Source organism: Apibacter sp. ESL0404 (assembly GCF_019469245.1).
GTDB lineage: Bacteria > Bacteroidota > Bacteroidia > Flavobacteriales > Weeksellaceae > Apibacter.
Map to the genome: position 1 here is coordinate 93,485 of NZ_CP048267.1, position 21,304 is coordinate 114,788.

A 21,304-nucleotide genomic window follows, 5' to 3' on the forward strand; every position below is an offset into this window, starting at 1 on the left:
ATAAAAATAAAGATGTCATATTCACCAAAAGCAGCTGATGTAGCAAAACTAAGAAATGCTACAGGAGCAGGAATGATGGACTCAAAAAAAGCTTTAGTTGAAGCTGAAGGAGATTTCGACAAAGCGGTTGACTTATTAAGAAAAAAAGGACAAAAAGTTGCTGCAAACAGAGCAGATAGAGAAAATCTTGAAGGAGCTGTAATAGCTGCAGTTAACGAATCCAATACAAAAGCTGTTGTAATAAAATTAAGTTGTGAAACTGACTTTGTTGCAAAAAACGAAGATTTTGTAAAATTAGCTAAGGATTTTGCAAATCTTGCATTAAATTTCAATACAAAAGAAGAATTATTAGCAGCCGATTTCAATGGTATTCCTGTAAGTGAAAAGCTTATAGAACAAACAGGTGTAATCGGTGAAAAAATTGAAATATCCGGATTTAAAACTTTGGAAGCTCCATTTGTAGGTTCCTATATACATGCGGGAAATAAAATAGCTTCAGCAGTTGGTTTATCAAAGTCTTTTGATCAGGCAGCAGAAGTAGCTAAAAATATTTCTATGCAAGTTGCAGCTATGAATCCTATTGCATTAGATGAAACTCAGGTGGATTCAAGTGTAATTGAAAAAGAACTTGAAATTGCTAAAGATCAATTACGTCAAGAAGGAAAACCGGAAGCTATGCTTGAAAATATAGCCAAAGGAAAACTTAACAAGTTCTTTAAAGATAATACTTTGTTAAAACAAGATTATATTATGGGTGAAAAAACTTCAGTAGAAGATTATGTAAAATCAATTGATCCTGAAGTTAAAATAACCGGATTTATACGATTATAATTTTAAAATAGTATATATAAAAAAGACTGCATATTGCAGTCTTTTTTATTTTAAATAAGGATCTTCCACAATTCTAAAAATTAAAACTTTAATTTAAGATTGATCCTTTTTATCAATTGATTATCTATATAAATAAGGATAAATTCTAGAAATAAAAACAGCAATACAATAGCTCCCGTATTCAATAAAGCTTGAAATAAGCCTATTTTACCTGCATCCAAAAATGGATAAGGATACATATTGGTGAAATGACCTCTTATAAAAATATATATGACATAAATTAAAGGAGGAATAATCGCAAAAAAAGTAGTTTTTTTATCCAATAATTTTCTAGGACCGTATAATAACCAATACAATACAGCCAAAAAAGGTATGAATACATGCAAAGCTTCATTGGTAAATCGCATAATTCCTTTTACATTATGATCATGCCTGAGCATTAAATTATAAACGATGCATGTAATAACTATACAAATAATACCGTCTATTCGTAAAATGCGAAACCATTTTTTAGAATAATCAGGTTTAAAAAGTAAGAGTAAAGAGCTAATACCTACCGCAATATTAGATTGAACAGTAAAATAGCTGTAATAATAAATCAATCGGTTCAATTTGGATTTTTCATTTAAGATCGATGGGTGAATGTCTCCATAGACGTAATTATAGGTTTCTGTACCAATACTGAAAAACACAAAAAAAATAAGTATTAAATTAAAAAATATTCTCATGAATGGTAAATTTACTAAAGATTAACTCGTGTAAAAATTTTATAAGATAAGTTTCATAAAAAGTTAGAGTTCGTTTTTACAATTGATTTAAATAAAATATAAACACTTTTAAATAATTGTAAAACCATGTATGATGCGTGAAATGATCATTATAAAGCTAAATATAGAAGTAAAATATTATAAATTCTATATTTAGACTACTAAAATAGGAACGTTCGTTTTATTGCTTAATCGATTAGCCATTATACCAAAAGTAAAGTCTGGGATTCCCTTATATTCATGTTTTGCCATTAGTAAGACATCAACTTTAGTATCATTAATTAATTTAGGAAGTGAAATAGTAGGATTACCAAATCCTAATTTAGTCTCGACATTCATATATCCTTCTTTTAGTAGAAAATTTTTATAATCATCCAATTTATTTTGATCGAATTTCACTTCGTAATCATTCGCTAATTTACCGTTATAGTTTGCAGAAGCACTTTCAGTAACATGAAACAATACAATTCGAGAACTAATATCAGCGAAAATTGGTAAGTAATTCAGAACCCGCTGATCGCCTTTAGTAAAATCCAATGCTATACCAATAACTTTGAATGGATGTAATTTATCTATACTCTTTTGAGAAGGTAATTGGTGAATACCAAAATTTATTTTTTGGGACTTTTTTATCCAAGGATATAAAACAATACAAATCAAGAATAATAATAAGCCTAAAGATATAATTCCCAAAATAATTTTTACACTTAAAATTATATCCTCATTGTAATAAACATTAATTTCTTCATCGTAAATTAACTTTATATTTAACAAGATAATGATTGTACATACGATCCAAGATATAATTTTTAAAGGTAATTTAATGGCAAATTTTCCCATTTTTTCTTTATCACTAACAAAATGGATAAGAGGGATTACGGCAAAACCTAATTGCATACTTAAAAGCACTTGACTAAAAATAAGCATTTCATCAACGGAACTTTCCCCCAATAGGCTTATTACAATCACAGCCGGAATAATAGCTATAATACGTGTTAATAACCTTCGTAAAGCAGGATTCATTCTAAAGTGCAAGTACCCTTCCATAACAATTTGACCGGCAAGCGTTCCGGTTACGGTAGAGCTCTGACCGGCAGCAATTAAAGCAATAGCAAAAAGAACAGGAGATAGAGGACCTAATAAATTGGATAGCATTTTATATGCATCATGTAATCCTTCTATATCATGTAATCCGGCACTGTAAAAAGTTGAAGCAGCAAGAACTAAAATGGCAGCATTTACAAAAAAAGCCATGTTTAATGCGATGAGACTGTCAAAAAAATTATATTTAATAGCTCGTTTTATGGATTCATAATCTCGTTTAATTTTTCTGGTTTGAACCAAAGCGGAATGAAGATACAAATTATGCGGCATAACAGTTGCCCCAATAATTCCAATTGCAATATATAAAGCCTCAGTATTGGGAAGAGTAGGTTTAAATCCTTTAGAAACCTCAATAAGATCAGGCTTAGCTAAAAACATTTCAATAAGAAAACAACCTCCTATAATAGCCACCAAAGCGATGATAAACGCTTCCATTTTTCGTATACCAAACCGTTGTAAAACAAGTAACAGCAATGTGTCCAACGCAGCCAACCAAACACCCCAAATAAGATCAAGTCCGAAAAGAAGCTGTAGACCGATGGCCATTCCTAAAACTTCGGCTAAATCTGTTGCAGCTATCGCTATTTCAGCAAAACCATATAAAATATAGTTCATCCATTTCGGATAATACTCCCTGTTAGTTTGAGCCAAATCTAATCCGCGAACAATACCTAAACGAGCACTTAATGCTTGAAGCAATAATGCCATAATATTGCTCATTAATAGAACCCAGATTAAAGCATATCCAAATTTGCTGCCTCCGGCAATGTCAGTTGCCCAGTTTCCAGGATCAAGATATCCAACGGCCACTAGGTAAGCCGGTCCGAAAAAAGAAAGTATCCTTTTCCATCTTTTTGGATTTTCGGTATTAATACTTTCATGAACTTCTTGAAGAGATTTCTTACTCAATTGTTAGGCTTTTCTAATATTTGCAAATTTAAATAAAATTTTTGCATTGTAAAATATAATATCAATCATTTTCAGGTATCCATAAATAATCTTTAAAATTAATGATCTTATCGTTTTTAATTGGGATTCCTTCATTTTCTAAAAGTTCTTCCATAAGTGTAGGGGTGGGAAAATGGAATTTTCCCGTTAACATTCCGTTTCGGTTTACAACTCTGTGAGCCGGAATGTCTGATATTGAATGGGAAGAATTCATGGCATAACCTACCATTCGGGAGGAACTTTTAACTCCCAAATAAGCCGCAATATGTCCGTAAGTAGTTACTTTACCGTAAGGTATTTTTCGTACAATTTCATATACCCTTTCATAAAAATTGGTAGATTCCATGGAATAAATGAAAAAAATAATTTTCAATAATTAACTAGTGTAAGCAAATAAAATGCGATGCAACTAAATTTTTTTAAAACATTTTAAGTACTGAAAAGTAAGAAAAAAAGATAATACGTTTTGTGTTCTTCTATTAGTAATTTTACAAGTAAAGAATAAAATTTATTGATTATTATTAAATTATTTGCTTTAAATTTTATATATAAAATATAATTTATTATATTAGCAGGACAGGAAGTTTAGGCTTCAAACATATCAAAAAAAATGAGAATTTGAGATTTTTACTTTCTATAAATAATTATTGTTTTTTATTAAATTTGAAAGTAAAAATAAAGAAATGATTCTAATTTAATTAGAATCATTTCTTTTATAGACTTGTTTTTTAATTATAGTGGTTTAAAATTTAATATAAAATTAATAATCAAAATACCGATACGCTTTCATAATTTACAAGAAAACAAGTATACTTAAGATCCCTTTAAATTATTTTTCAAAAGAGTTAGCGTTTTCTTGTGACTGTCAAAAGCAATTTCATTAAGATCTATATCGGATAATTTTTTCCACACATATCCTTTTAATTCAATCGGATCATAATCTCCGATAGATAAATTCTCATCTTTATAAAGAAAGAATAAATCAATGGTATTGTATAAGATGTTTTTGTACAAATAAGTATTAGGATGGGAACATATATATTCTAATTTAGACAAATCAATCGATATATTTAATTCTTCTTGTAACTCCCTAAAACTTCCATGTTCAGCAGTTTCTTCGGCTTCAATAAATCCTCCTGCCAGATCTAAAAAGCCTTTTTTAGGTTCTTTGTTTCTAATAGTAAATAATATTTCATCATTTTTCTGAATAACCACAGCGGTTGCTCCGGCTGTATTGTGATAGTATTCAAAATTACAATCTAAACATACAATTTTAGATCCATGCGGATATTCTAAATGATCACTTTTACAATTTGGGCAGAATTTGAAAATGGGTTGCATATCACATAAGTTTTAATACCCAAATTTAATTAAGTATTTTAAAAATATAGATATCAAAAATTATTTTATATGAAAATAATAGAAAATACTTTTCAAAATAAATAGTAACATTTAAATAGAAATTATTAATAAAAGAATTATATAATATAATATTTTACAAATCTTCAAAATTAATATTATTTCATACATTAGTCTTTGTAAATCTTTCATAGTAATAATTAACCGTAAATAAAAATAATACAATGGCAACAATAACATTAAAAGGAAATGAAGTTCATACATTGGGAAACCTACCATCAATAGGAAGTAAGGCTCCAGATTTTATATTAGTGGATACGGATTTATCAGAAAAAAAATTATCGGATTATACAGGAAAAAGAGTTGTTTTAAACATATTTCCAAGTGTGGATACAGACACATGCGCTATGTCTGTCAGAGAATTTAATGAAAAAGTATCTGAAATGAAAAACACTGTGGTTTTATGTATTTCAAAAGACCTTCCTTTTGCTCAAAAACGTTTTTGTGCCGCAGAAGGTTTAGATAATGTTATTCCGCTTTCTGCCTTTCGTTCAGATTTTGGTAAGGTATATAATTTAGAATTTGCAGATGGCCCGTTAAAAGGATTACTTAGCAGATCAGTACTTGTTCTTAATGAGTCAGGAGAAATTATTTATGAAGAACAAGTAGCTGAAACTACTCATGAGCCTAATTATGAAAAAGTAACAGCTATATTAAAATAAAAAAATCTATCAAAAAAAGGAATGCCTTGTATTTTTCAAATATGAGGCATTTGTATTTTTTTCTAATTTCTCCAAATGAAAGATTTGTATGATAATTGAGAATACTAATTATTTAAATTCAATGTAAAGTAAAAAAAGGTACTAACTATTGAAATAGTAACCAAAATTTATATTTTAAAAGAAATATAGTAAATTCTAAAAAAGTATTAAAGTTTTTATAAAACGTTAGATGTATAATGAGAAATTAACCCGATAATTTCAATAAAATTATAACTTTTTGTTAAAAAAAAAAAACATGAGAAATTTCAACATAAAATAACTCTTTGGGATATAAATAGTTTTTACATTTACAATTTAAAAAAGTATAACAAAAAAAATTATAATATCATGAGCAGAAAATTTCCAGCAGGAGTAGCAACCGGTTCGCTAGTAAAAGAAATATTCGATTATGCTAAAGAAAATCAGTTTGCTTTACCGGCATGTAACGTTATAGGATCTAGCAATGTAAATGCAGCTCTTGAAACAGCTGTTAGAGTAAATGCTCCCTTAATTATACAATTTTCAAACGGAGGATCTCAATTTAATGCAGGTAAAGGATATAAAAACTCTTCCCTTAGAGCAGATGTTTTAGGGGCTATAGCTGGAGCAAAACATGTCCATACGTTGGCAGAAGCCTATGGGGCAACTGTAATTTTACATACAGATCATTGTGCAAAAAAACTATTACCTTGGGTTGACGGGTTATTAGATGCATGTGAAGAATTCCATAAAAAAGAAGGAAAAACACTATACTCTTCACACATGCTAGATCTTTCAGAAGAGCCCTTAGATGAAAATTTAGCAATCTCTTCCAAATATTTTGAAAGAATGGCAAAATTAGGAATGACTCTAGAAGTTGAAATAGGGATAACAGGTGGAGAAGAAGACGGAGTTGACAATTCAGATATAGAAAGCTCAAAATTATATACACAACCTGAGGATGTTTATAAAACGTATAAAGCATTAAGCGCAATAAGTCCTAATTTTACTATTGCAGCAGCATTTGGTAATGTACATGGAGTGTATAAACCGGGAAATGTTAAATTAGAGCCTAAAATACTTCACAACTCACAAGAATACGTTCAAAAACAAGTAGGCGGACCTTCAAAACCGATTAATTTTGTATTTCATGGAGGATCAGGTTCTTCCTTGTTAGATATAAGAGAAGCTATTAGCTACGGAGTAGTAAAAATGAATATTGATACAGATTTACAATTCGCTTATACCGAAGGTGCAAGAGATTATGTAGAAAAAAATATTGATTATTTAAGAACTCAAGTAGGAAATCCAACCGGAGATGAAGCACCAAATAAGAAATTTTATGATCCAAGAGTTTGGATGAGAAAATGTGAAGAAGGTTTCTCAAAAAGATTGGAAAAAGCTTTTGAAGATTTAAATAATATCAACACATTATAGTAAAAAAATATAAATTTTATTTATAAAAAATGAAAGCACCTTTATTTGAGGTGCTTTTTTTGTATATTTGGAAAAAAGAGAGTATGAAAAATTATCTAATAGTATCAACATTACTAGCGTCCATTTCAATCGTTCTTGCTGCTTATTTTTTAGGTAATTCTTACCAAAAAAGAAATCAATCCAATACAATAACAGTAAAAGGATTAGGCACAAAAGATTTTGAATCTGATTTAATAGTATGGAAAGCCGATTTTTCTAAGAAAAATCTCGATTTAAAACAAGCTTATGCCGAATTAGATGCAGATAGAAAAAAAGTAAGAGAATATCTGATTTCCAAAGGATTTTCCGATAAAGAAATAGTTTTTTCCTCAGTAGAAATAAGTAAACAATATGATAGTAGATACAATGAAGGAATAAATCAAAATATATTTACGGGGTATGAATTAAATCAAACCATAACCATAGAATCTAAAAATGTGAGAAAAGTAGAAGATCTTTCCCGTCAAATTACAGAATTGATTAATAACGGAGTAGAGCTCTATTCCCGATCGCCTTTATATTACTACACTAAATTATCTGATTTAAAAATACAGATGATTTCAGATGCAACCAAAGATGCAAAAAAAAGAGCAGAAGAAATAGCAATTAACGCCGGTTGTAAATTAGGCAAATTAAAAAATGCCAATCAAGGGGTTTTTCAAATAACTGCTCAAAATTCATCTGAAGATGATTACTCTTGGGGAGGTGCATTTAATGTATCATCCAAGAAAAAAACAGCAAGCATTACCATTCGTTTAGAATATGAAATTAAATAATAACTACGATATAAATTAAAATGGTACATAAATTATTTCAACCGTTTACATCAAAAAAACTGTCATTAAAAAACAGAATAGTCATGGCGCCTATGACCCGATCATTTGCTTATGATGGAATACCCGGTAAACAAATAGCTGATTATTATCAAAGAAGAGCACAGGCCGAAGTGGGCTTAATTATAACAGAAGGAACCGTTGTTCGCAGGGCGGCATCTTCCAATGATCCCAATATTCCTGTATTTTATGGAGAACAAGCCTTAGAAGGTTGGAAAAAGGTGGTTGAAGAAGTTCATGCTAAAGGTGGTAAAATAGCTCCGCAACTTTGGCATATGGGAATAATACCGGCCCATAAAAACTGGAAACCATCAGAGCCTTTTGAGGGACCATCCGGACTTTTAAATCGGGAAACAAAAGGCGGAAAAGAAATGAGCGAAAGTGATATTGAAAATACAATTGAGGCTTTTGCAGAAGCAGCTTACCAAACCAAAAAAATAGGTTTTGATGCTCTGGAATTGCATGGAGCGCACGGATATTTGATCGATCAATTCTTTTGGGATAAGCTCAATAAAAGAAATGATATATGGGGAGGAGCTACCCTGGCCGAAAGGAGTCGTTTTGCCATTGAAGTTGTAAAAGCGGTTCGAAATGCGGTAGGAGAAGATTTTCCTATAATATTACGCTTATCACAATGGAAACAACAAGATTATTCCGCTAAATTGGCAAAGACACCGGAAGAAATGGAAGAATGGTTACTACCGTTATCAGATGCCGGAGTTGATATTTTTCATTGCTCGCAACGAAGATTTTGGGAGCCCGAATTTGAAAATTCCGATTTAAATTTTGCAGGATGGGCAAAAAAAATAACGGGCAAACCTTCCATAAGTGTAGGATCTGTGGGGCTTACCGGGGATTTCTTAGGGGCATTCAAAGGACAAAGTTTTGAGGCTTCTAATAATTTTCTTAACGAATTAAATAGAAGATTAGATGCGGACGAATTTGATTTAATAGCAGTAGGAAGAGCGCTACTTGCAGATCCTGAATGGGCATTAAAAATTAAAAATGGAAACTTATCTGAGTTTAAAGGATTTTCTAAAAATCAACTTAAAGAATTATACTAATAAAAACATAAAATAGTAGTAAAATAAAAACAAAAACCAAGTTTTAATTTTTATTTATTTTAATAAAGAAATAAAAGCAAAGGTTTTTTATCTTTGTATATATAAGTTCTTTACTTAATTTCTTTATCAACAAGAATAAGGTGCTGTGTAAAAACGACTTAATAGGGAATCATGTGTGAATCATGAGCTGACGCGCAACTGTAAGTAACCTAAAAAAAATTTTATCAATAAAAACCATTGCCGATTTAAACGGTGAGAAGGTAGATAAAATGTTATAAGCCAGGAGACCTGCCTATTCTTAATTGACAATGCTTTCGCGAGTAAAAGCAAGATCACAAAAAATATAATTGGGCTACGAGAAACTTTAAGATCATTAGAATAATTAGTTTACTTGTATGTCAAAAATTGTTTTGAAATTTGATTTTATTTAACAAAGAAAGAGAGCATTGTGAAGTTTAGCAATAAGAGCTTTTTATAATATAATCGTTTAAAAAGTTATAAAAATGCAAACACACAATCTTGGCTATCCGCGTATTGGTAGTGACAGAGAACTTAAAAAAGCCTGTGAAAAATATTGGGCAGGTAAAGCGTCAGTCGAAGAACTGATGATAACAAGTAAAGATATCCGGCACCGAAACTGGGTAACTCAACAAAAATTAGGGATTGATTGGATCCCATCTAATGATTTTTCTTATTACGATCAGGTACTTGATATGTCACTAATGGTCGGGGCTATCCCTAAAAGATATAATAAGGTAATACTGGATAAATCAAATACAGAATTAGACTTATATTTTGCCATGGCAAGAGGACATCAAAAAGAAGGTATTGATATAAAAGCCATGGAAATGACCAAATGGTTTGATACCAATTATCATTACATTGTCCCTGAATTTGAAAGTAATCAGAAATTTTCCTTGTTTTCAACAAAAATTATTGATGAATATTTAGAAGCTAAAAATGCAGGAATCCATACAAAGCCGGTTATAATAGGCCCTGTATCTTATTTGTTGTTGGGAAAAGAAAAAGAGGAAAACTTCAATAAGCTGGATTTACTAAAAAATATTCTTCCTGTCTATATAGAAATCCTAAATAAATTAAAGACAGAAGGAGTTGAATGGGTGCAGTTTGATGAGCCTTTCTTAGTTTTGGATTTAGATGAAAAAGCGAAAGAATCCTACCAATATGCCTATAAAGAAATACATAAACAATTTCCTTATATAAATAAAATACTAACTACCTATTTTGACGGATTGAAAGACAATTTATCACTTGCTTTTAATCTACCCGTACAAGCATTACATATAGATTTGGTACGTTGTCCGGAACAATTAGATGAAGTTTTAGATAAAATTCCGGAAAAACTTATCCTTTCTTTAGGGATCGTTGATGGAAGAAATATATGGAAAAATGATTTCGAAAAATCTTTGAAACTTATTCAAAAAGCTGTTTCCAAAATTGGTAAAGACCGAATTTTAATAGCTCCTTCTTGTTCACTTCTTCATAGTCCGGTTGACTTGGAATTGGAAACAGATACAAAAGCCCTTTCATCGGAAATTAAAAATTGGTTGGCTTTTGCAAAACAGAAAATCGATGAAGTAGTAACCTTAAAAAAGCTTGCGTCTAAAGAAGATTCCCCGGATTTACAAAAAAAATTACAGGAAAATATAGCGGCTGCAACCAGCAGAAAAACATCAGCTTTAATACATAACGAAAAAGTAAAAGAAAAAATAAGGAATATTGAAAAAGTAGAAGATAAAAGAAATTCCGTATTTTCAGAACGAAAGAAAAAACAATCTGAAGCCTTGCAGTTGCCTTTATTTGCAACAACTACGATCGGCTCATTTCCTCAAACATCCGAAGTCAGAAGTTGGAGATCTAAACTAAAAAAAGGATTGATAACACCTTTAGAATATGAAGAGCTGATTAAAAAGGAAATTGAAAAAACAATACGATTCCAAGAAAAAATAGGTATAGATGTATTGGTTCACGGGGAGTTTGAACGAAACGACATGGTGGAATATTTTGGAGAACAATTAGAAGGAGTTGCATTTTCCAAAAACGGATGGGTACAAAGTTATGGAAGCCGTTGTGTGAAACCACCCATCATTTATGGCGATATATTCAGGCCTAATCCTATGACTGTGAAATGGTCTTCCTATGCACAATCGTTAACAAATAAAAATGTAAAAGGTATGTTGACCGGACCGGTAACCATATTGCAATGGAGTTTTGTACGAGACGATCAACCGAGAAAAGATACCTGTTTCCAAATTGCTTTAGCCATTAGAGAAGAAGTAGTAGACTTGGAAAAAGCGGGGATACGAATTATTCAAATAGATGAACCGGCCATAAGAGAAGGGCTGCCGTTACGAAAAAAAGATTGGCAAACCTATTTAGAGTGGGCTATAAAAGCTTTTAGAATTGCATCCTGTGGGGTAAAAGATCAAACACAAATTCATACCCATATGTGTTACTCTGAATTTAATGATATCATACAAAACATAGCAGATATGGATGCGGATGTAATTACCATAGAATGCTCTAAATCAGATATGAAGTTGCTAAACATTTTTTCAGAATTTAAATACCCTAATGATATTGGTCCGGGTGTTTATGATATACACTCTCCGAGAATACCGTCCAAAAATGAAATGGTTTCCTTATTGAAAAAAGCAATTAAAAGTATACCGGTAGAGCAATTGTGGATTAACCCGGATTGTGGACTTAAGACAAGAGGATGGGAAGAAACAGAAAAAGCATTAATTGAAATGGTAGGAGCAGCAACAGAAATGCGAGAACAATACTAAACGATCTTTTTTGTATCGGTCGGTATAATACGTACAAATGTTTTTAAATATAATCGTAACGTCTTAAAAGTCGTTTAAACCAAAGGTTAGAATTCAATGAAAATTTAAAAAATTCTAGAGTTCGATAAATTAAAACTTAAAAATGATTTATTAAAACAAAATTATAATTATCTTAGTAGTATTTTAATTTTAAATAGCTAAAATAGGATAAGAAACAAAAGTTGATTATACATTTTGTGTGTTAAGAATAAGCTGAAAGCATTAAGCTTTCAGCTTATTTTCATTTTATTATAATTTTATATGTATATATTTCTTTAAAATAAAATAAGAAACATTTAAATAATTATACATTAATATATTAAATTAATTTATATTTTTGTATATAACACTAAATTACAAATATAGAATATCATGGATTTAAAAAATGCAGTTTTCGGAAGCTTCAATATATATGATAACATATTTATATCGATAAAATTAGTAGTAGCATTTATCGCTGTTTTAATTTACATTAAATTAGTAGGAAGAACCATTTTAAACCAAGTTTCCGGAATTGATCTAATTCAGAATATAGTCTTAGGGGGCTTGGTAGGTGGAATTATATATAATCCGAATATTTCTATTATGGAATTTGCCTTAGTGTTGTTTATTTGGACATTCATTGTGTATTTAATAGCATTTCTCACAAAAAAATATAGTCGTTTAAGAGGGTTAGTAGAAGGTCCTATTATACCTTTAGTATTAAAAGGAAAATTTAATATAGAAGGATTTAAAAAAGCAAAGATTGATATAATGACTTATGCCAGTGTACTAAAAAATAATGGTATATACGATATATCTAAAGTATATTTTGCTCAAATGGAACAAGACGGTTCCATTACCGCATTTACGGATGATTATGATAAATACGCAGTCTTACTGGTTATTGATGGCAAAATTAACCATGTCTATTTAGAAGGAATTGATAAAACAGAAGATTGGCTAAAAAATGAATTACGAAAACAAGGATATGATGATGTGTCCAAAATTTTCATTGCACAGTGGTCTCCGAATAAATTTTTTATTGTACCCAAAAGTCAGGATTATAAATTGAAGGTTAATGATTAAAACTATTACCTGATTTTAATCTCAAAAAACTTCTCATTTTCAATAAAACCTTCCAAAAAATCATTTTCACTAAGCTTTGAAACTCCCGATGGCGTTCCGGTAAAAATAATATCGCCCATTTTTAAAGTGAAATATTGAGAAATATATGAGATGAGGTAATCAAATGAAAAAATCATTTCTGAAGTATTTCCTTTTTGCTGAATATTGCCGTTTTTTACTAAAGAAAAATTCAAATTATCTAAATTAAACTTCTCTTTACTTACAAAATTTCCAATTAAAGCAGATCGATCGAAAGCCTTGGATTTTTCCCAGGGAAGCCCTTTTTCTTTTAATCGATCTTGTAAATCTCTAGCAGTAAAATCAATGCCAAGTCCAATTTCAGAGTAATAATTTCCGGCAAATTCCGGTTGAATGTATTTTCCAACTTTAGAAATTTTTATAAGAACCTCCACTTCATGCTGAAGGTTTTCAGTGAATTCTGGAATGTACCAATCATCACCGGGTCTGGCTAAAGCGGTATCCGGTTTAATAAATAAAACCGGATCTTTAGGTATTTCATTGTTTAATTCTTTCGCGTGATTGCTATAATTTCTTCCTACACAGATAAATTTCATAAAACACTTTTTAATTTTGCTCTTGTAAAAATTTTTTTCGAATATAAAGGAAAATCAGCATTCATTAACCAGGAATAATAACCTAAATCACTTAAAAACACATTTTTCAATTTTTTACCTTTATATTTTCCAAAATTGAAAACCTCGTCTTCATCCTTATCTATTCCAACAAATCCTGCCAAATCAGCATTTTTATTTTGCATGGTAAACTCATGAAGGAATTTCACATCGTTTTGAATATCCTCATATTTTTCAAGTTGAGCTTTTAATATTTCATACGTAGCATAAGTATCTGCAGAAGCAGAATGAGCATTTTCTAAATTCTTATCGCAATAAAATTTGTAAGCTGCGGAAAGATTTCTGGGTTCCATTTTATGAAAGATTACTTGAACATCAATCGGGCGGTGTTTTTTTATGTCAAATTCAAACCCGTTTCGCAAAAGTTCTTCCGCAAGTAATGGGATATCGAATCGGTTGGAATTATATCCTGAAAGATCAGAATCTTTAATCATTTCGAGAACCTGAGGAGCAATTTCTTTAAAAGTAGGAGCATCGACAATATCTTTATCATAAATTCCATGAATTAAAGACGATTCTTTTGGAATTGGAATTTCAGGATTAACTCTCCAAGTTTTACTCTCTTTTGATTGGTCAGGGTTTACTTTAAATATACTAATTTCAACTATCCGGTCTTTGCTGATATTTATTCCGGTAGTTTCAAGATCGAAAAAGCAGATTGATTTATGTAGTTTTAGTTCCATTTGAAATAATTTTTTTTCGAAATATAATTGATAAAATTAAGTAAATTAATATAAGTATTGGTATAGCTGATATTTTAAGGAAAATTAATAATACTATGCAAATTATAAGGAAAGAGTATACAAGAGAATTATCTTTCCAGGTTAAGTTTTTAAATTTAAAAGCCAATAAGGGAATATTGGCAACCAGTAAATAGCTTGATAAGGCAGTAATGAATAACAAAAACCAAGAATTATCCAATAATAAATACGTATGATTTTGATGTAAATAGTATAATGAAAATATCAAGATAGTATTTGCAGGAGTAGGCAATCCTTTAAAATAATAACTTTGTTCCTCATCTAAATTAAATTTAGCAAGACGCAGAGCAGAAAACAAAGTAATCAACAATCCAAAAAATGGAAATAAAACGATGTATTTATTATGTATAAATCCGTTTGAAAACGTACTTATACGAGAATAAAAATCATCTCCTCCCAACATGGTAAACATAAATAAACCGGGCAATACGCCAAACGTAACAATATCTGCCAAACTATCAAGTTCCTTACCAAAAGGACCGGAAACCTTTGCAAGACGGGCGGCAAAACCATCGAAAAAATCAAAAATCAAAGAACATAAAAGCAGGATTAAAATATATTCAATGGGAGCTTTTATTATAGTTAAAATACACGCAATGCTACCACAAAGTAAATTAGCAAGAGTTAGTGTATTAGGAAGATATTTCATTTTCTCAGGTATTTATGAATAATGTATTGTTAAATACAAAGCAAATTAAGTTATAAAAGTAATAATTATTTTTAAAAATCCGGGGTAGCTCAAGTAATAAAAAACGGTTTTCAACGTTTATACGATAGTTTGTTTATACAAAAAAATACTATTTGTTGAAAGGGAAAATTCTAAAAAAAATTACTTTAAGCTTCATCATTTGGGCTGTTCATTTTAATATAAATCTTCATGCGCAAGCATTTAGAAAGTATTCAAATGAATTTCTAAATATAGGAGCAGATGCTCGTGCATTTGGGATGGGTAATTCAGTGATAGCTAGTGTATCGGATGTAAATGCAGGATATTGGAATCCGGCAGGGTTGACGGAAGTCAGAGATGCTTGGCAAGGAGCTTTGATGCATGCAGAATATTTTCAATCCATCGCCAAATATGAATATGCTGCGGCAGCAATTCCTTTAAACAGTGGAACGGAAGGAACGATTGGTTTTTCACTCTACCGATTTGCGGTTGATGATATTATGAATACTACTCAATTGATCGATAATCAAGGGAATATAGATTACAATAAAATAAGTCGATTTTCAACGGCAGATTATGCTTTTATGGCCTCCTATGCCGGTAATTTATTCAATGACCCTAATCTTTCGATAGGAGCAAATGCAAAAATAGTATATAGGCATATCGGTAAATTTGCTAATGCATTCGGTTTTGGATTAGACGCGGGATTGCAATATCGAACCCAAGATCAATTTTATTTTGGAATTATGGCCAGAGATATAACAACCACTTTTAATGCATGGTCCGTAAATGAAAAAAAATTAAATAAATTAGAATTAGACGGAGAAACACTTAATGAAGCGCCTAAAGATAAAATAGAGTTAACCATGCCTAAATTAAAATTAGGCGCAGCCAAAAAATTCGATTTAAATGATAAATTCGGATTGTTGGCTGAGTTAGATTTAAATTTTGAATTTGATAAAAATAATGATTGGCTTTCATCAGAAGCGCTGAGTATGTCCCCATCTTTAGGGATAGAATTAGATTATGATCATGTAGTTTTTTTACGAGCGGGTTTAAATAATATGCAATATGAAACCCGTTTTGACGATTCAAGAAAATTAACAATTCAGCCCAATGCAGGTATAGGGTTTCGTTATAAAGGAGTAACGGTAGATTATGCACTTACTAATATCGGAAATTCTTCAGTCGCATTATATTCTAATATATTTTCAGTTAAAATCGATATGGCTGAGTTTATTAAATAATCTTATAAAATATAAAACTGTAATTATCTTATACATAGAGAGTATAATTTTATTATTTAGAAAATAAGTATTACATTTGTAAAGTTTTTGGGATTTAAAAGATTATTAAAAGCCTATCTACAAGGGCTTTTTTTTGTACTTTATTCTTAGAAAAAATAGTATAGTAAATTATTGTTAAGATTTAGTTGTTTATTAGAGGGTGTTATTATGGCATTGGAAGAGAAAGTAAATGTATTATTAGAAGAATTTCTTCAAACTAGAGCAGATTTGTTTTTAATATCTTGTAAAGTTTCTCAAACTAATAAAATTGAAGTTACCATAGACGGAGACGAAGGAGTTTCTGTGCAAGATTGTTTAGATTGCAGTAGAGCAATTGAAAATAACTTAGACAGAGAAGAAGAAGATTTTGAATTGTCAGTCTATTCTTACGGTATAACCAATCCTTTATTATATCCAAGACAGTATGTGAAAAATAAGGGAAGGGATCTACAGATTATTACTATAGAAAATAGAGAGCTAAATGGAACTATAGTTGATGCAGACGAAGAAAAAGTAGTTCTTACATGGAAGGAAAGAAGGGCTAAAGAAGTAGGTAAAGGAAAAGTAACTATAGAAGTCAACGAAGAAATATTTTACAGCAATATAAAAAGAGCAACAATTAATATAAAATTTTAATTTAAATTAGAACGGACCGATGGATAGTATAGAGTTAATAGAATCATTTGCAGATTTTAAAGACGAGAAAAATATAGATAGAATTACTTTAATGGCAATCGTTGAAGAATCAATGAAAACCGTTTTAAGAAAGAGATATGGTTCAGATGATCATTTTGATGTTATTGTTAACCCGGATAAAGGGGACTTGGAGATATATTTAAATAGAAAAATCGTTGAAGATGAAATGTCTGAAGATGATTTGTTAGAAATAGAAATCAGTGAAGTTAGAAAAATTGATCCAAGTTTTGAAGTAGGAGAAGAATATACCCAAAAGATTGAATTAAACGAATTAGGAAGAAGAAATATTCTTGCATTCAAACAAGTATTGAACACAAAAATAGCCGAATACGATAACTCTAATTTATATGAAAAATTCAAATCAATAGAAGGAGAAATTGTAAGCGGTGAAGTCCATTATATTCGTCATAAGCAGGTTATCTTAATGGATGAAGATCAAAATGACATGATACTTCCCAAAGAAAATCAAATACCATCCGATTTCTTCAGAAAAGGAGAAACCGTAAAAGCCGTGGTAGAAGAAGTAGGCTTTAAAGGAGGAAAACCATTAATTATCCTTTCAAGAACTTCACCTAAATTTTTGGAAAAACTGTTTGAATTTGAGATTCCTGAAATATATGATGGATTAATTACCATTAAGAAAACTGTTCGTATACCGGGAGAAAAAGCCAAAGTAGCAGTAGAATCCTATGATGACAGAATAGATCCGGTAGGAGCATGTGTCGGTATGAAAGGATCTAGAATTCATTCAATTGTAAGAGAATTGAGAAATGAAAATATAGATGTAATCAGTTATACCAACAATCAGCAATTATTTATCCAAAGAGCTTTAAGTCCCGCAAAAGTATCTTCTATGGAATTAGACGAAGAAAACAAACATGCAGTAGTTTTCTTAAGACCGGAAGAAGTGTCTAAAGCGATAGGTAAAGGTGGACAAAATATTAAATTGGCTAGTTGGTTAACAGGATATGAGATTGATGTCCGAAGAGATGAGCCGGAAGAAGAAGATATTGAATTGACAGAATTTTCCGATGAAATAGAAAGCTGGGTTATTGAAGAATTGAAAAAAGTAGGATTAGATACAGCACGATCTGTATTAGAAAAAGATGTAAATGATTTATTAGAACTTACGGATTTAGAAGAAGAAACCATTATAGATGTGATCCGTATTTTAAAAGAAGAATTTGAAGAATAATGTAAATTTCTTTCAATAAATTATCATATTTGTAAAAAAAATAGAATAACAACAAAGTATAATATGTCGGGTATTCGATTAAGTAAAGTATTAAAAGACCTTAATATCTCTCTTGACAGAGCAGTAGAATATTTACATTCTCAAAATGTCGGGATTGAGAAAAACCCTAACGTAAAGTTAGATCAAAAAGCGTATCAGCTCTTAGTTACTGAATTCTCAGAAGATAAAATGAAAAAAGATGCGTCTTTAGATGTGGTCATAAACAAAATTCCGGAAAGAAGAAAGGAAGAGAAGGTGGAGCAACCGGAAATATTTAAGGTTAAAGCCGATGAAATAGCTGCACCTAAAACAATAGGTAAAATAGACCTAGATGCTCATAGAAAGACTAAAAAAGATTTTAGAAAAGAGAAAGAAAAAGAAGAAGAAAAAGTAACTTCCTCTCAAAATGTTGAGCAAAAAGAAACTAAACCTGTAGAAGAAAAAAAATCGGGTATTAAAATAGTTGGAAAAATATCTCCTGAAGACCTACAAAGAGCTAAGGAACCTACACATCCGGTTAAAAAACAGAAAGAGAAAAATGCAGAAGAGCAGCCGAAACAGGAAATCAAAGAAGAAAAAAAATCAGAAAAACCACAGGTCGTTTCTTCTTCACCGGTAGTTGAGGAGAATGAAAAAAAATCACAAGACGACGAACCTGAAAAGTTAGAAACCCAATACCAAAAGTTGGACGGACCTAAAATTACAGGTCAAAAGATTGATTTAACACAATTTCAAAAACCTAAAAAAGTCAATAAAGAAAATTCAAATTCTGAGAAAAAGAAAAGAAAAAGAATTGTTAAAGACTCTAAAGTTGATGTAAATGCGGTTGCTAAATCAATAAACAACAACGGAGATAAAAAAGGCGGATCAGGTCAAGGACAAAATAAAAACTTTAAAAAAGGCGGAGGAAACAGACGTCCAAATTCAGGCGGAGGAAACAGAAATGTTCGTCCTGCAGAATTAACAGATGAACAAGTAAAAAATCAAATAAAAGAAACCTTAGAAAAATTAACATCCAAAGGAGGAAAATCTAAGAGTTCAAAATTCAGAAGAGATAAAAGAATTCAAAGAAGAGAGCAAGAAGCTGAATTACACGAACAAGAAAGAAAAGATAACACCCTAAAAGTAACTGAATTTATCACAGTTAACGAGTTGGCGAGTCTAATGAATGTTGCAGCAACTGAAATTATTTCTGCATGTTTTTCCTTGGGTGTTATGGTAACCATGAATCAACGGTTAGATGCTGATACCATGGTATTGGTAGCCGATGAGTTTGGTTATAAAATTGAATTTACCGATTCTGAAGTAGATGATTCTGCTATTGAAGAAGAACAAGATAAAGAAGAAGATTTGGTTACCAGAGCTCCAATCGTTACAGTGATGGGACACGTGGACCACGGAAAAACTTCTTTGCTGGATTATATAAGAAATACCAATGTAATTGCCGGTGAATCCGGAGGGATTACACAACATATAGGGGCTTATAATGTTAAGCTTTCCAATGGGCAAAAAATCACATTTTTAGATACACCCGGACACGAAGCCTTTACCGCCATGCGTGCAAGGGGTGCTCAAGTAACCGATTTAGCAATTATCGTAGTTGCAGCAGATGATAATGTGATGCCTCAAACCAAAGAAGCGATCAGTCACGCTCAAGCAGCGGGAGTTCCTATGATATTTGCAATTAATAAAATTGATAAGCCTAATTCCAACCCTGATAAAATCAAGGAAGAATTATCGCAAATGAACTTATTAGTAGAAGATTGGGGAGGTAATATTCAATCCCAAGAAATTTCCGCTAAGTTTGGAACCAATGTTGATATTCTACTTGAAAAAGTATTATTAGAAGCTGAAATATTGGATTTAAAAGCCAATCCTAACCGTTTATCTAATGGAGTGGTTATTGAAGCAGCCTTAGATAAAGGAAGAGGTTATGTATCAACCATATTAGTACAAAATGGGACTTTACGAGTTGGAGACTACATTTTGGCGGGAAAAAATCACGGTAAAGTTAGAGCTATGATGGATGAAAGAGGAAAACCGATGAAAGAAGCCGGTCCATCAGTTCCCGTTACGGTTTTAGGTTTAGATGGAGCGCCAACTGCTGGGGATAAATTTAGGGTATTTGAGGATGAGAAAGAAGCAAAACAAATTGCTAACAAACGAGAGCAATTAATCAGAGAACAATCCATAAGAACTCAAAAACATATCACCTTAGATGAAATTGGAAGAAGAATTGCGTTAGGTGATTTTAAAGAATTAAACATTATCCTAAAAGGAGATGTAGATGGTTCAGTAGAAGCACTAACAGATTCTTTACAAAAATTATCTAATGATCAGATACAAATCAATATCATCCATAAAGGAGTTGGACAGATTACAGAGTCTGATATCTTATTAGCAGCAGCTTCAGATGCCATATTAATTGGATTTAACATTCGTCCAAACCAAAGTGCCAGAGAATTAGCAGAAAGAGAAGAAATCGAAATTAGAACCTATTCCATTATCTACGACGTAATTAACGATGTTAAAGAAGCTATGGAAGGTATGCTTTCTCCTGAAATCAGAGAACAAATTATTGGAAATGTTGAAATTAGAGAAACCTTTAAAATTTCCAAAGTGGGTACTATTGCAGGATGTATGGTTTTAGATGGAACTATTAACAGAAACTCTAAAATACGTATCATTAGAGAAGGCATAGTAGTATATACCGGTGAGCTTGAAAGCTTAAAAAGATTTAAAGATGATGTAAAAGAAGTAAGCAAAGGATACGAATGTGGATTGAATATTAAGAATTATAATGATATTCAGATAGGAGATTTATTGGAAGTATACGAAGAAGTAGAAGTTAAGAAAAAATTGAAGATTTAAATTTTAAAATTATACATAACTAATATAAAAGCTGTATGAAATTTCATACAGCTTTTTT

At 30.9% G+C, this 21,304-nt stretch carries 18 protein-coding genes and 1 riboswitch; of the genes, 11 read left to right on the top strand and 7 right to left on the bottom strand.

The window, feature by feature from the left end:
• Window positions 1-12: 12 nt before the first annotated feature.
• Window positions 13-831, top strand: coding sequence for a translation elongation factor Ts (gene tsf / locus GYM72_RS00415; protein ID WP_105296358.1), 819 nt, complete (start codon window positions 13-15; stop codon window positions 829-831).
• A gap of 80 nt (window positions 832-911) precedes the next feature.
• Here tsf and GYM72_RS00420 read toward each other — a convergent pair whose 3' ends face one another.
• The 4 genes from GYM72_RS00420 to GYM72_RS00435 form a co-directional block, all read right to left on the bottom strand.
• Complete coding sequence (locus tag GYM72_RS00420) at window positions 912-1,559, bottom strand: Pr6Pr family membrane protein (protein ID WP_220264328.1); 648 nt, start codon at window positions 1,557-1,559, stop codon at window positions 912-914.
• A 192-nt stretch (window positions 1,560-1,751) separates the two neighbouring features.
• A complete protein-coding gene (locus GYM72_RS00425) occupies window positions 1,752-3,611 on the bottom strand; it encodes an Nramp family divalent metal transporter (RefSeq protein ID WP_220233786.1) in 1,860 nt (619 codons plus the stop codon).
• Between the two features lie 61 nt (window positions 3,612-3,672).
• Window positions 3,673-3,996 (bottom strand): MGMT family protein, encoded by a 324-nt coding sequence (locus tag GYM72_RS00430; RefSeq protein ID WP_105296595.1) that lies wholly within the window; start codon window positions 3,994-3,996, stop codon window positions 3,673-3,675.
• A gap of 467 nt (window positions 3,997-4,463) precedes the next feature.
• Window positions 4,464-4,991, bottom strand: a complete 528-nt coding sequence (locus tag GYM72_RS00435) for an NUDIX domain-containing protein (protein ID WP_105296355.1) — start codon at window positions 4,989-4,991, stop codon at window positions 4,464-4,466.
• Between the two features lie 242 nt (window positions 4,992-5,233).
• On the opposite strand from GYM72_RS00435, the gene tpx reads away from it, so the two are divergent.
• From tpx to GYM72_RS00465, 6 genes are all read left to right on the top strand, one after another.
• Complete coding sequence (gene tpx / locus GYM72_RS00440) at window positions 5,234-5,731, top strand: thiol peroxidase (RefSeq protein WP_160542522.1); 498 nt, start codon at window positions 5,234-5,236, stop codon at window positions 5,729-5,731.
• Between the two features lie 387 nt (window positions 5,732-6,118).
• Window positions 6,119-7,186: a class II fructose-bisphosphate aldolase gene (fbaA, locus tag GYM72_RS00445; RefSeq protein ID WP_105296353.1), complete on the top strand. Its 1,068-nt coding sequence runs from the start codon at window positions 6,119-6,121 to the stop codon at window positions 7,184-7,186.
• Window positions 7,187-7,269: 83 nt separating this feature from the next.
• Window positions 7,270-8,001 (top strand): SIMPL domain-containing protein, encoded by a 732-nt coding sequence (locus GYM72_RS00450; protein ID WP_160557603.1) that lies wholly within the window; start codon window positions 7,270-7,272, stop codon window positions 7,999-8,001.
• A 20-nt stretch (window positions 8,002-8,021) separates the two neighbouring features.
• Window positions 8,022-9,122, top strand: coding sequence for an NADH:flavin oxidoreductase (locus tag GYM72_RS00455; RefSeq protein WP_220264329.1), 1,101 nt, complete (start codon window positions 8,022-8,024; stop codon window positions 9,120-9,122).
• A 121-nt stretch (window positions 9,123-9,243) separates the two neighbouring features.
• A riboswitch (cobalamin riboswitch) is annotated at window positions 9,244-9,433 on the top strand.
• 192 nt (window positions 9,434-9,625) lie between these two features.
• Window positions 9,626-11,932 carry a 5-methyltetrahydropteroyltriglutamate--homocysteine S-methyltransferase gene (metE, locus tag GYM72_RS00460; protein ID WP_220264330.1) on the top strand — a complete coding sequence of 769 codons (2,307 nt, stop codon included), beginning with the start codon at window positions 9,626-9,628 and terminating at the stop codon, window positions 11,930-11,932.
• 411 nt (window positions 11,933-12,343) lie between these two features.
• Entirely contained in the window at window positions 12,344-13,039 is a 696-nt protein-coding gene (locus GYM72_RS00465) for a DUF421 domain-containing protein (RefSeq protein WP_160542518.1), read from the top strand.
• A gap of 5 nt (window positions 13,040-13,044) precedes the next feature.
• Here the strand turns inward: GYM72_RS00465 and GYM72_RS00470 are convergent, their stop codons facing one another.
• Genes GYM72_RS00470 through GYM72_RS00480 form a run of 3 tightly spaced genes read right to left on the bottom strand, consistent with a single transcriptional unit; the run spans window position 13,045 to window position 15,141 of the window.
• Window positions 13,045-13,653: a fumarylacetoacetate hydrolase family protein gene (locus GYM72_RS00470; protein WP_160568587.1), complete on the bottom strand. Its 609-nt coding sequence runs from the start codon at window positions 13,651-13,653 to the stop codon at window positions 13,045-13,047.
• Window positions 13,650-14,414, bottom strand: a complete 765-nt coding sequence (locus tag GYM72_RS00475) for a 3'-5' exonuclease (protein ID WP_160542516.1) — start codon at window positions 14,412-14,414, stop codon at window positions 13,650-13,652. Before GYM72_RS00475 ends, GYM72_RS00470 begins: the two co-directional genes overlap by 4 nt.
• Window positions 14,395-15,141, bottom strand: a complete 747-nt coding sequence (locus GYM72_RS00480) for a phosphatidylcholine/phosphatidylserine synthase (protein WP_160542515.1) — start codon at window positions 15,139-15,141, stop codon at window positions 14,395-14,397. The genes GYM72_RS00475 and GYM72_RS00480 overlap by 20 nt, the downstream gene beginning before the upstream one ends.
• Window positions 15,142-15,296: 155 nt before the next feature.
• Here GYM72_RS00480 and GYM72_RS00485 point away from each other — a divergent pair, with 155 nt between their 5' ends.
• The 4 genes from GYM72_RS00485 to infB all read left to right on the top strand — a co-directional run bounded on the left by GYM72_RS00485 (window position 15,297) and on the right by infB (window position 21,246).
• Window positions 15,297-16,406, top strand: coding sequence for a PorV/PorQ family protein (locus GYM72_RS00485; RefSeq protein ID WP_220264331.1), 1,110 nt, complete (start codon window positions 15,297-15,299; stop codon window positions 16,404-16,406).
• 207 nt (window positions 16,407-16,613) lie between these two features.
• Window positions 16,614-17,081, top strand: coding sequence for a ribosome assembly cofactor RimP (gene rimP / locus GYM72_RS00490; protein WP_220264332.1), 468 nt, complete (start codon window positions 16,614-16,616; stop codon window positions 17,079-17,081).
• A gap of 19 nt (window positions 17,082-17,100) precedes the next feature.
• The gene (gene nusA / locus GYM72_RS00495) at window positions 17,101-18,336 is read left to right on the top strand and encodes a transcription termination factor NusA (RefSeq protein WP_105296345.1); all 1,236 of its coding nucleotides are present in this window, start codon (window positions 17,101-17,103) and stop codon (window positions 18,334-18,336) included.
• A 63-nt stretch (window positions 18,337-18,399) separates the two neighbouring features.
• The gene (gene infB, locus GYM72_RS00500) at window positions 18,400-21,246 is read left to right on the top strand and encodes a translation initiation factor IF-2 (protein WP_105296344.1); all 2,847 of its coding nucleotides are present in this window, start codon (window positions 18,400-18,402) and stop codon (window positions 21,244-21,246) included.
• Window positions 21,247-21,304: the final 58 nt, after the last annotated feature.

Coding starts and splice junctions, on each gene's coding strand:
- tsf (WP_105296358.1), top strand. CDS start 13: ATGTCATATTCACCAAAAGCAGCTGATGTAGCAAAACTAAGAAATGCT.
- GYM72_RS00420 (WP_220264328.1), bottom strand. CDS start 1,559: ATGAGAATATTTTTTAATTTAATACTTATTTTTTTTGTGTTTTTCAGT.
- GYM72_RS00430 (WP_105296595.1), bottom strand. CDS start 3,996: ATGGAATCTACCAATTTTTATGAAAGGGTATATGAAATTGTACGAAAA.
- GYM72_RS00435 (WP_105296355.1), bottom strand. CDS start 4,991: ATGCAACCCATTTTCAAATTCTGCCCAAATTGTAAAAGTGATCATTTA.
- tpx (WP_160542522.1), top strand. CDS start 5,234: ATGGCAACAATAACATTAAAAGGAAATGAAGTTCATACATTGGGAAAC.
- fbaA (WP_105296353.1), top strand. CDS start 6,119: ATGAGCAGAAAATTTCCAGCAGGAGTAGCAACCGGTTCGCTAGTAAAA.
- GYM72_RS00450 (WP_160557603.1), top strand. CDS start 7,270: ATGAAAAATTATCTAATAGTATCAACATTACTAGCGTCCATTTCAATC.
- GYM72_RS00455 (WP_220264329.1), top strand. CDS start 8,022: ATGGTACATAAATTATTTCAACCGTTTACATCAAAAAAACTGTCATTA.
- metE (WP_220264330.1), top strand. CDS start 9,626: ATGCAAACACACAATCTTGGCTATCCGCGTATTGGTAGTGACAGAGAA.
- GYM72_RS00465 (WP_160542518.1), top strand. CDS start 12,344: ATGGATTTAAAAAATGCAGTTTTCGGAAGCTTCAATATATATGATAAC.
- GYM72_RS00470 (WP_160568587.1), bottom strand. CDS start 13,653: ATGAAATTTATCTGTGTAGGAAGAAATTATAGCAATCACGCGAAAGAA.
- GYM72_RS00475 (WP_160542516.1), bottom strand. CDS start 14,414: ATGGAACTAAAACTACATAAATCAATCTGCTTTTTCGATCTTGAAACT.
- GYM72_RS00480 (WP_160542515.1), bottom strand. CDS start 15,141: ATGAAATATCTTCCTAATACACTAACTCTTGCTAATTTACTTTGTGGT.
- rimP (WP_220264332.1), top strand. CDS start 16,614: ATGGCATTGGAAGAGAAAGTAAATGTATTATTAGAAGAATTTCTTCAA.
- nusA (WP_105296345.1), top strand. CDS start 17,101: ATGGATAGTATAGAGTTAATAGAATCATTTGCAGATTTTAAAGACGAG.
- infB (WP_105296344.1), top strand. CDS start 18,400: ATGTCGGGTATTCGATTAAGTAAAGTATTAAAAGACCTTAATATCTCT.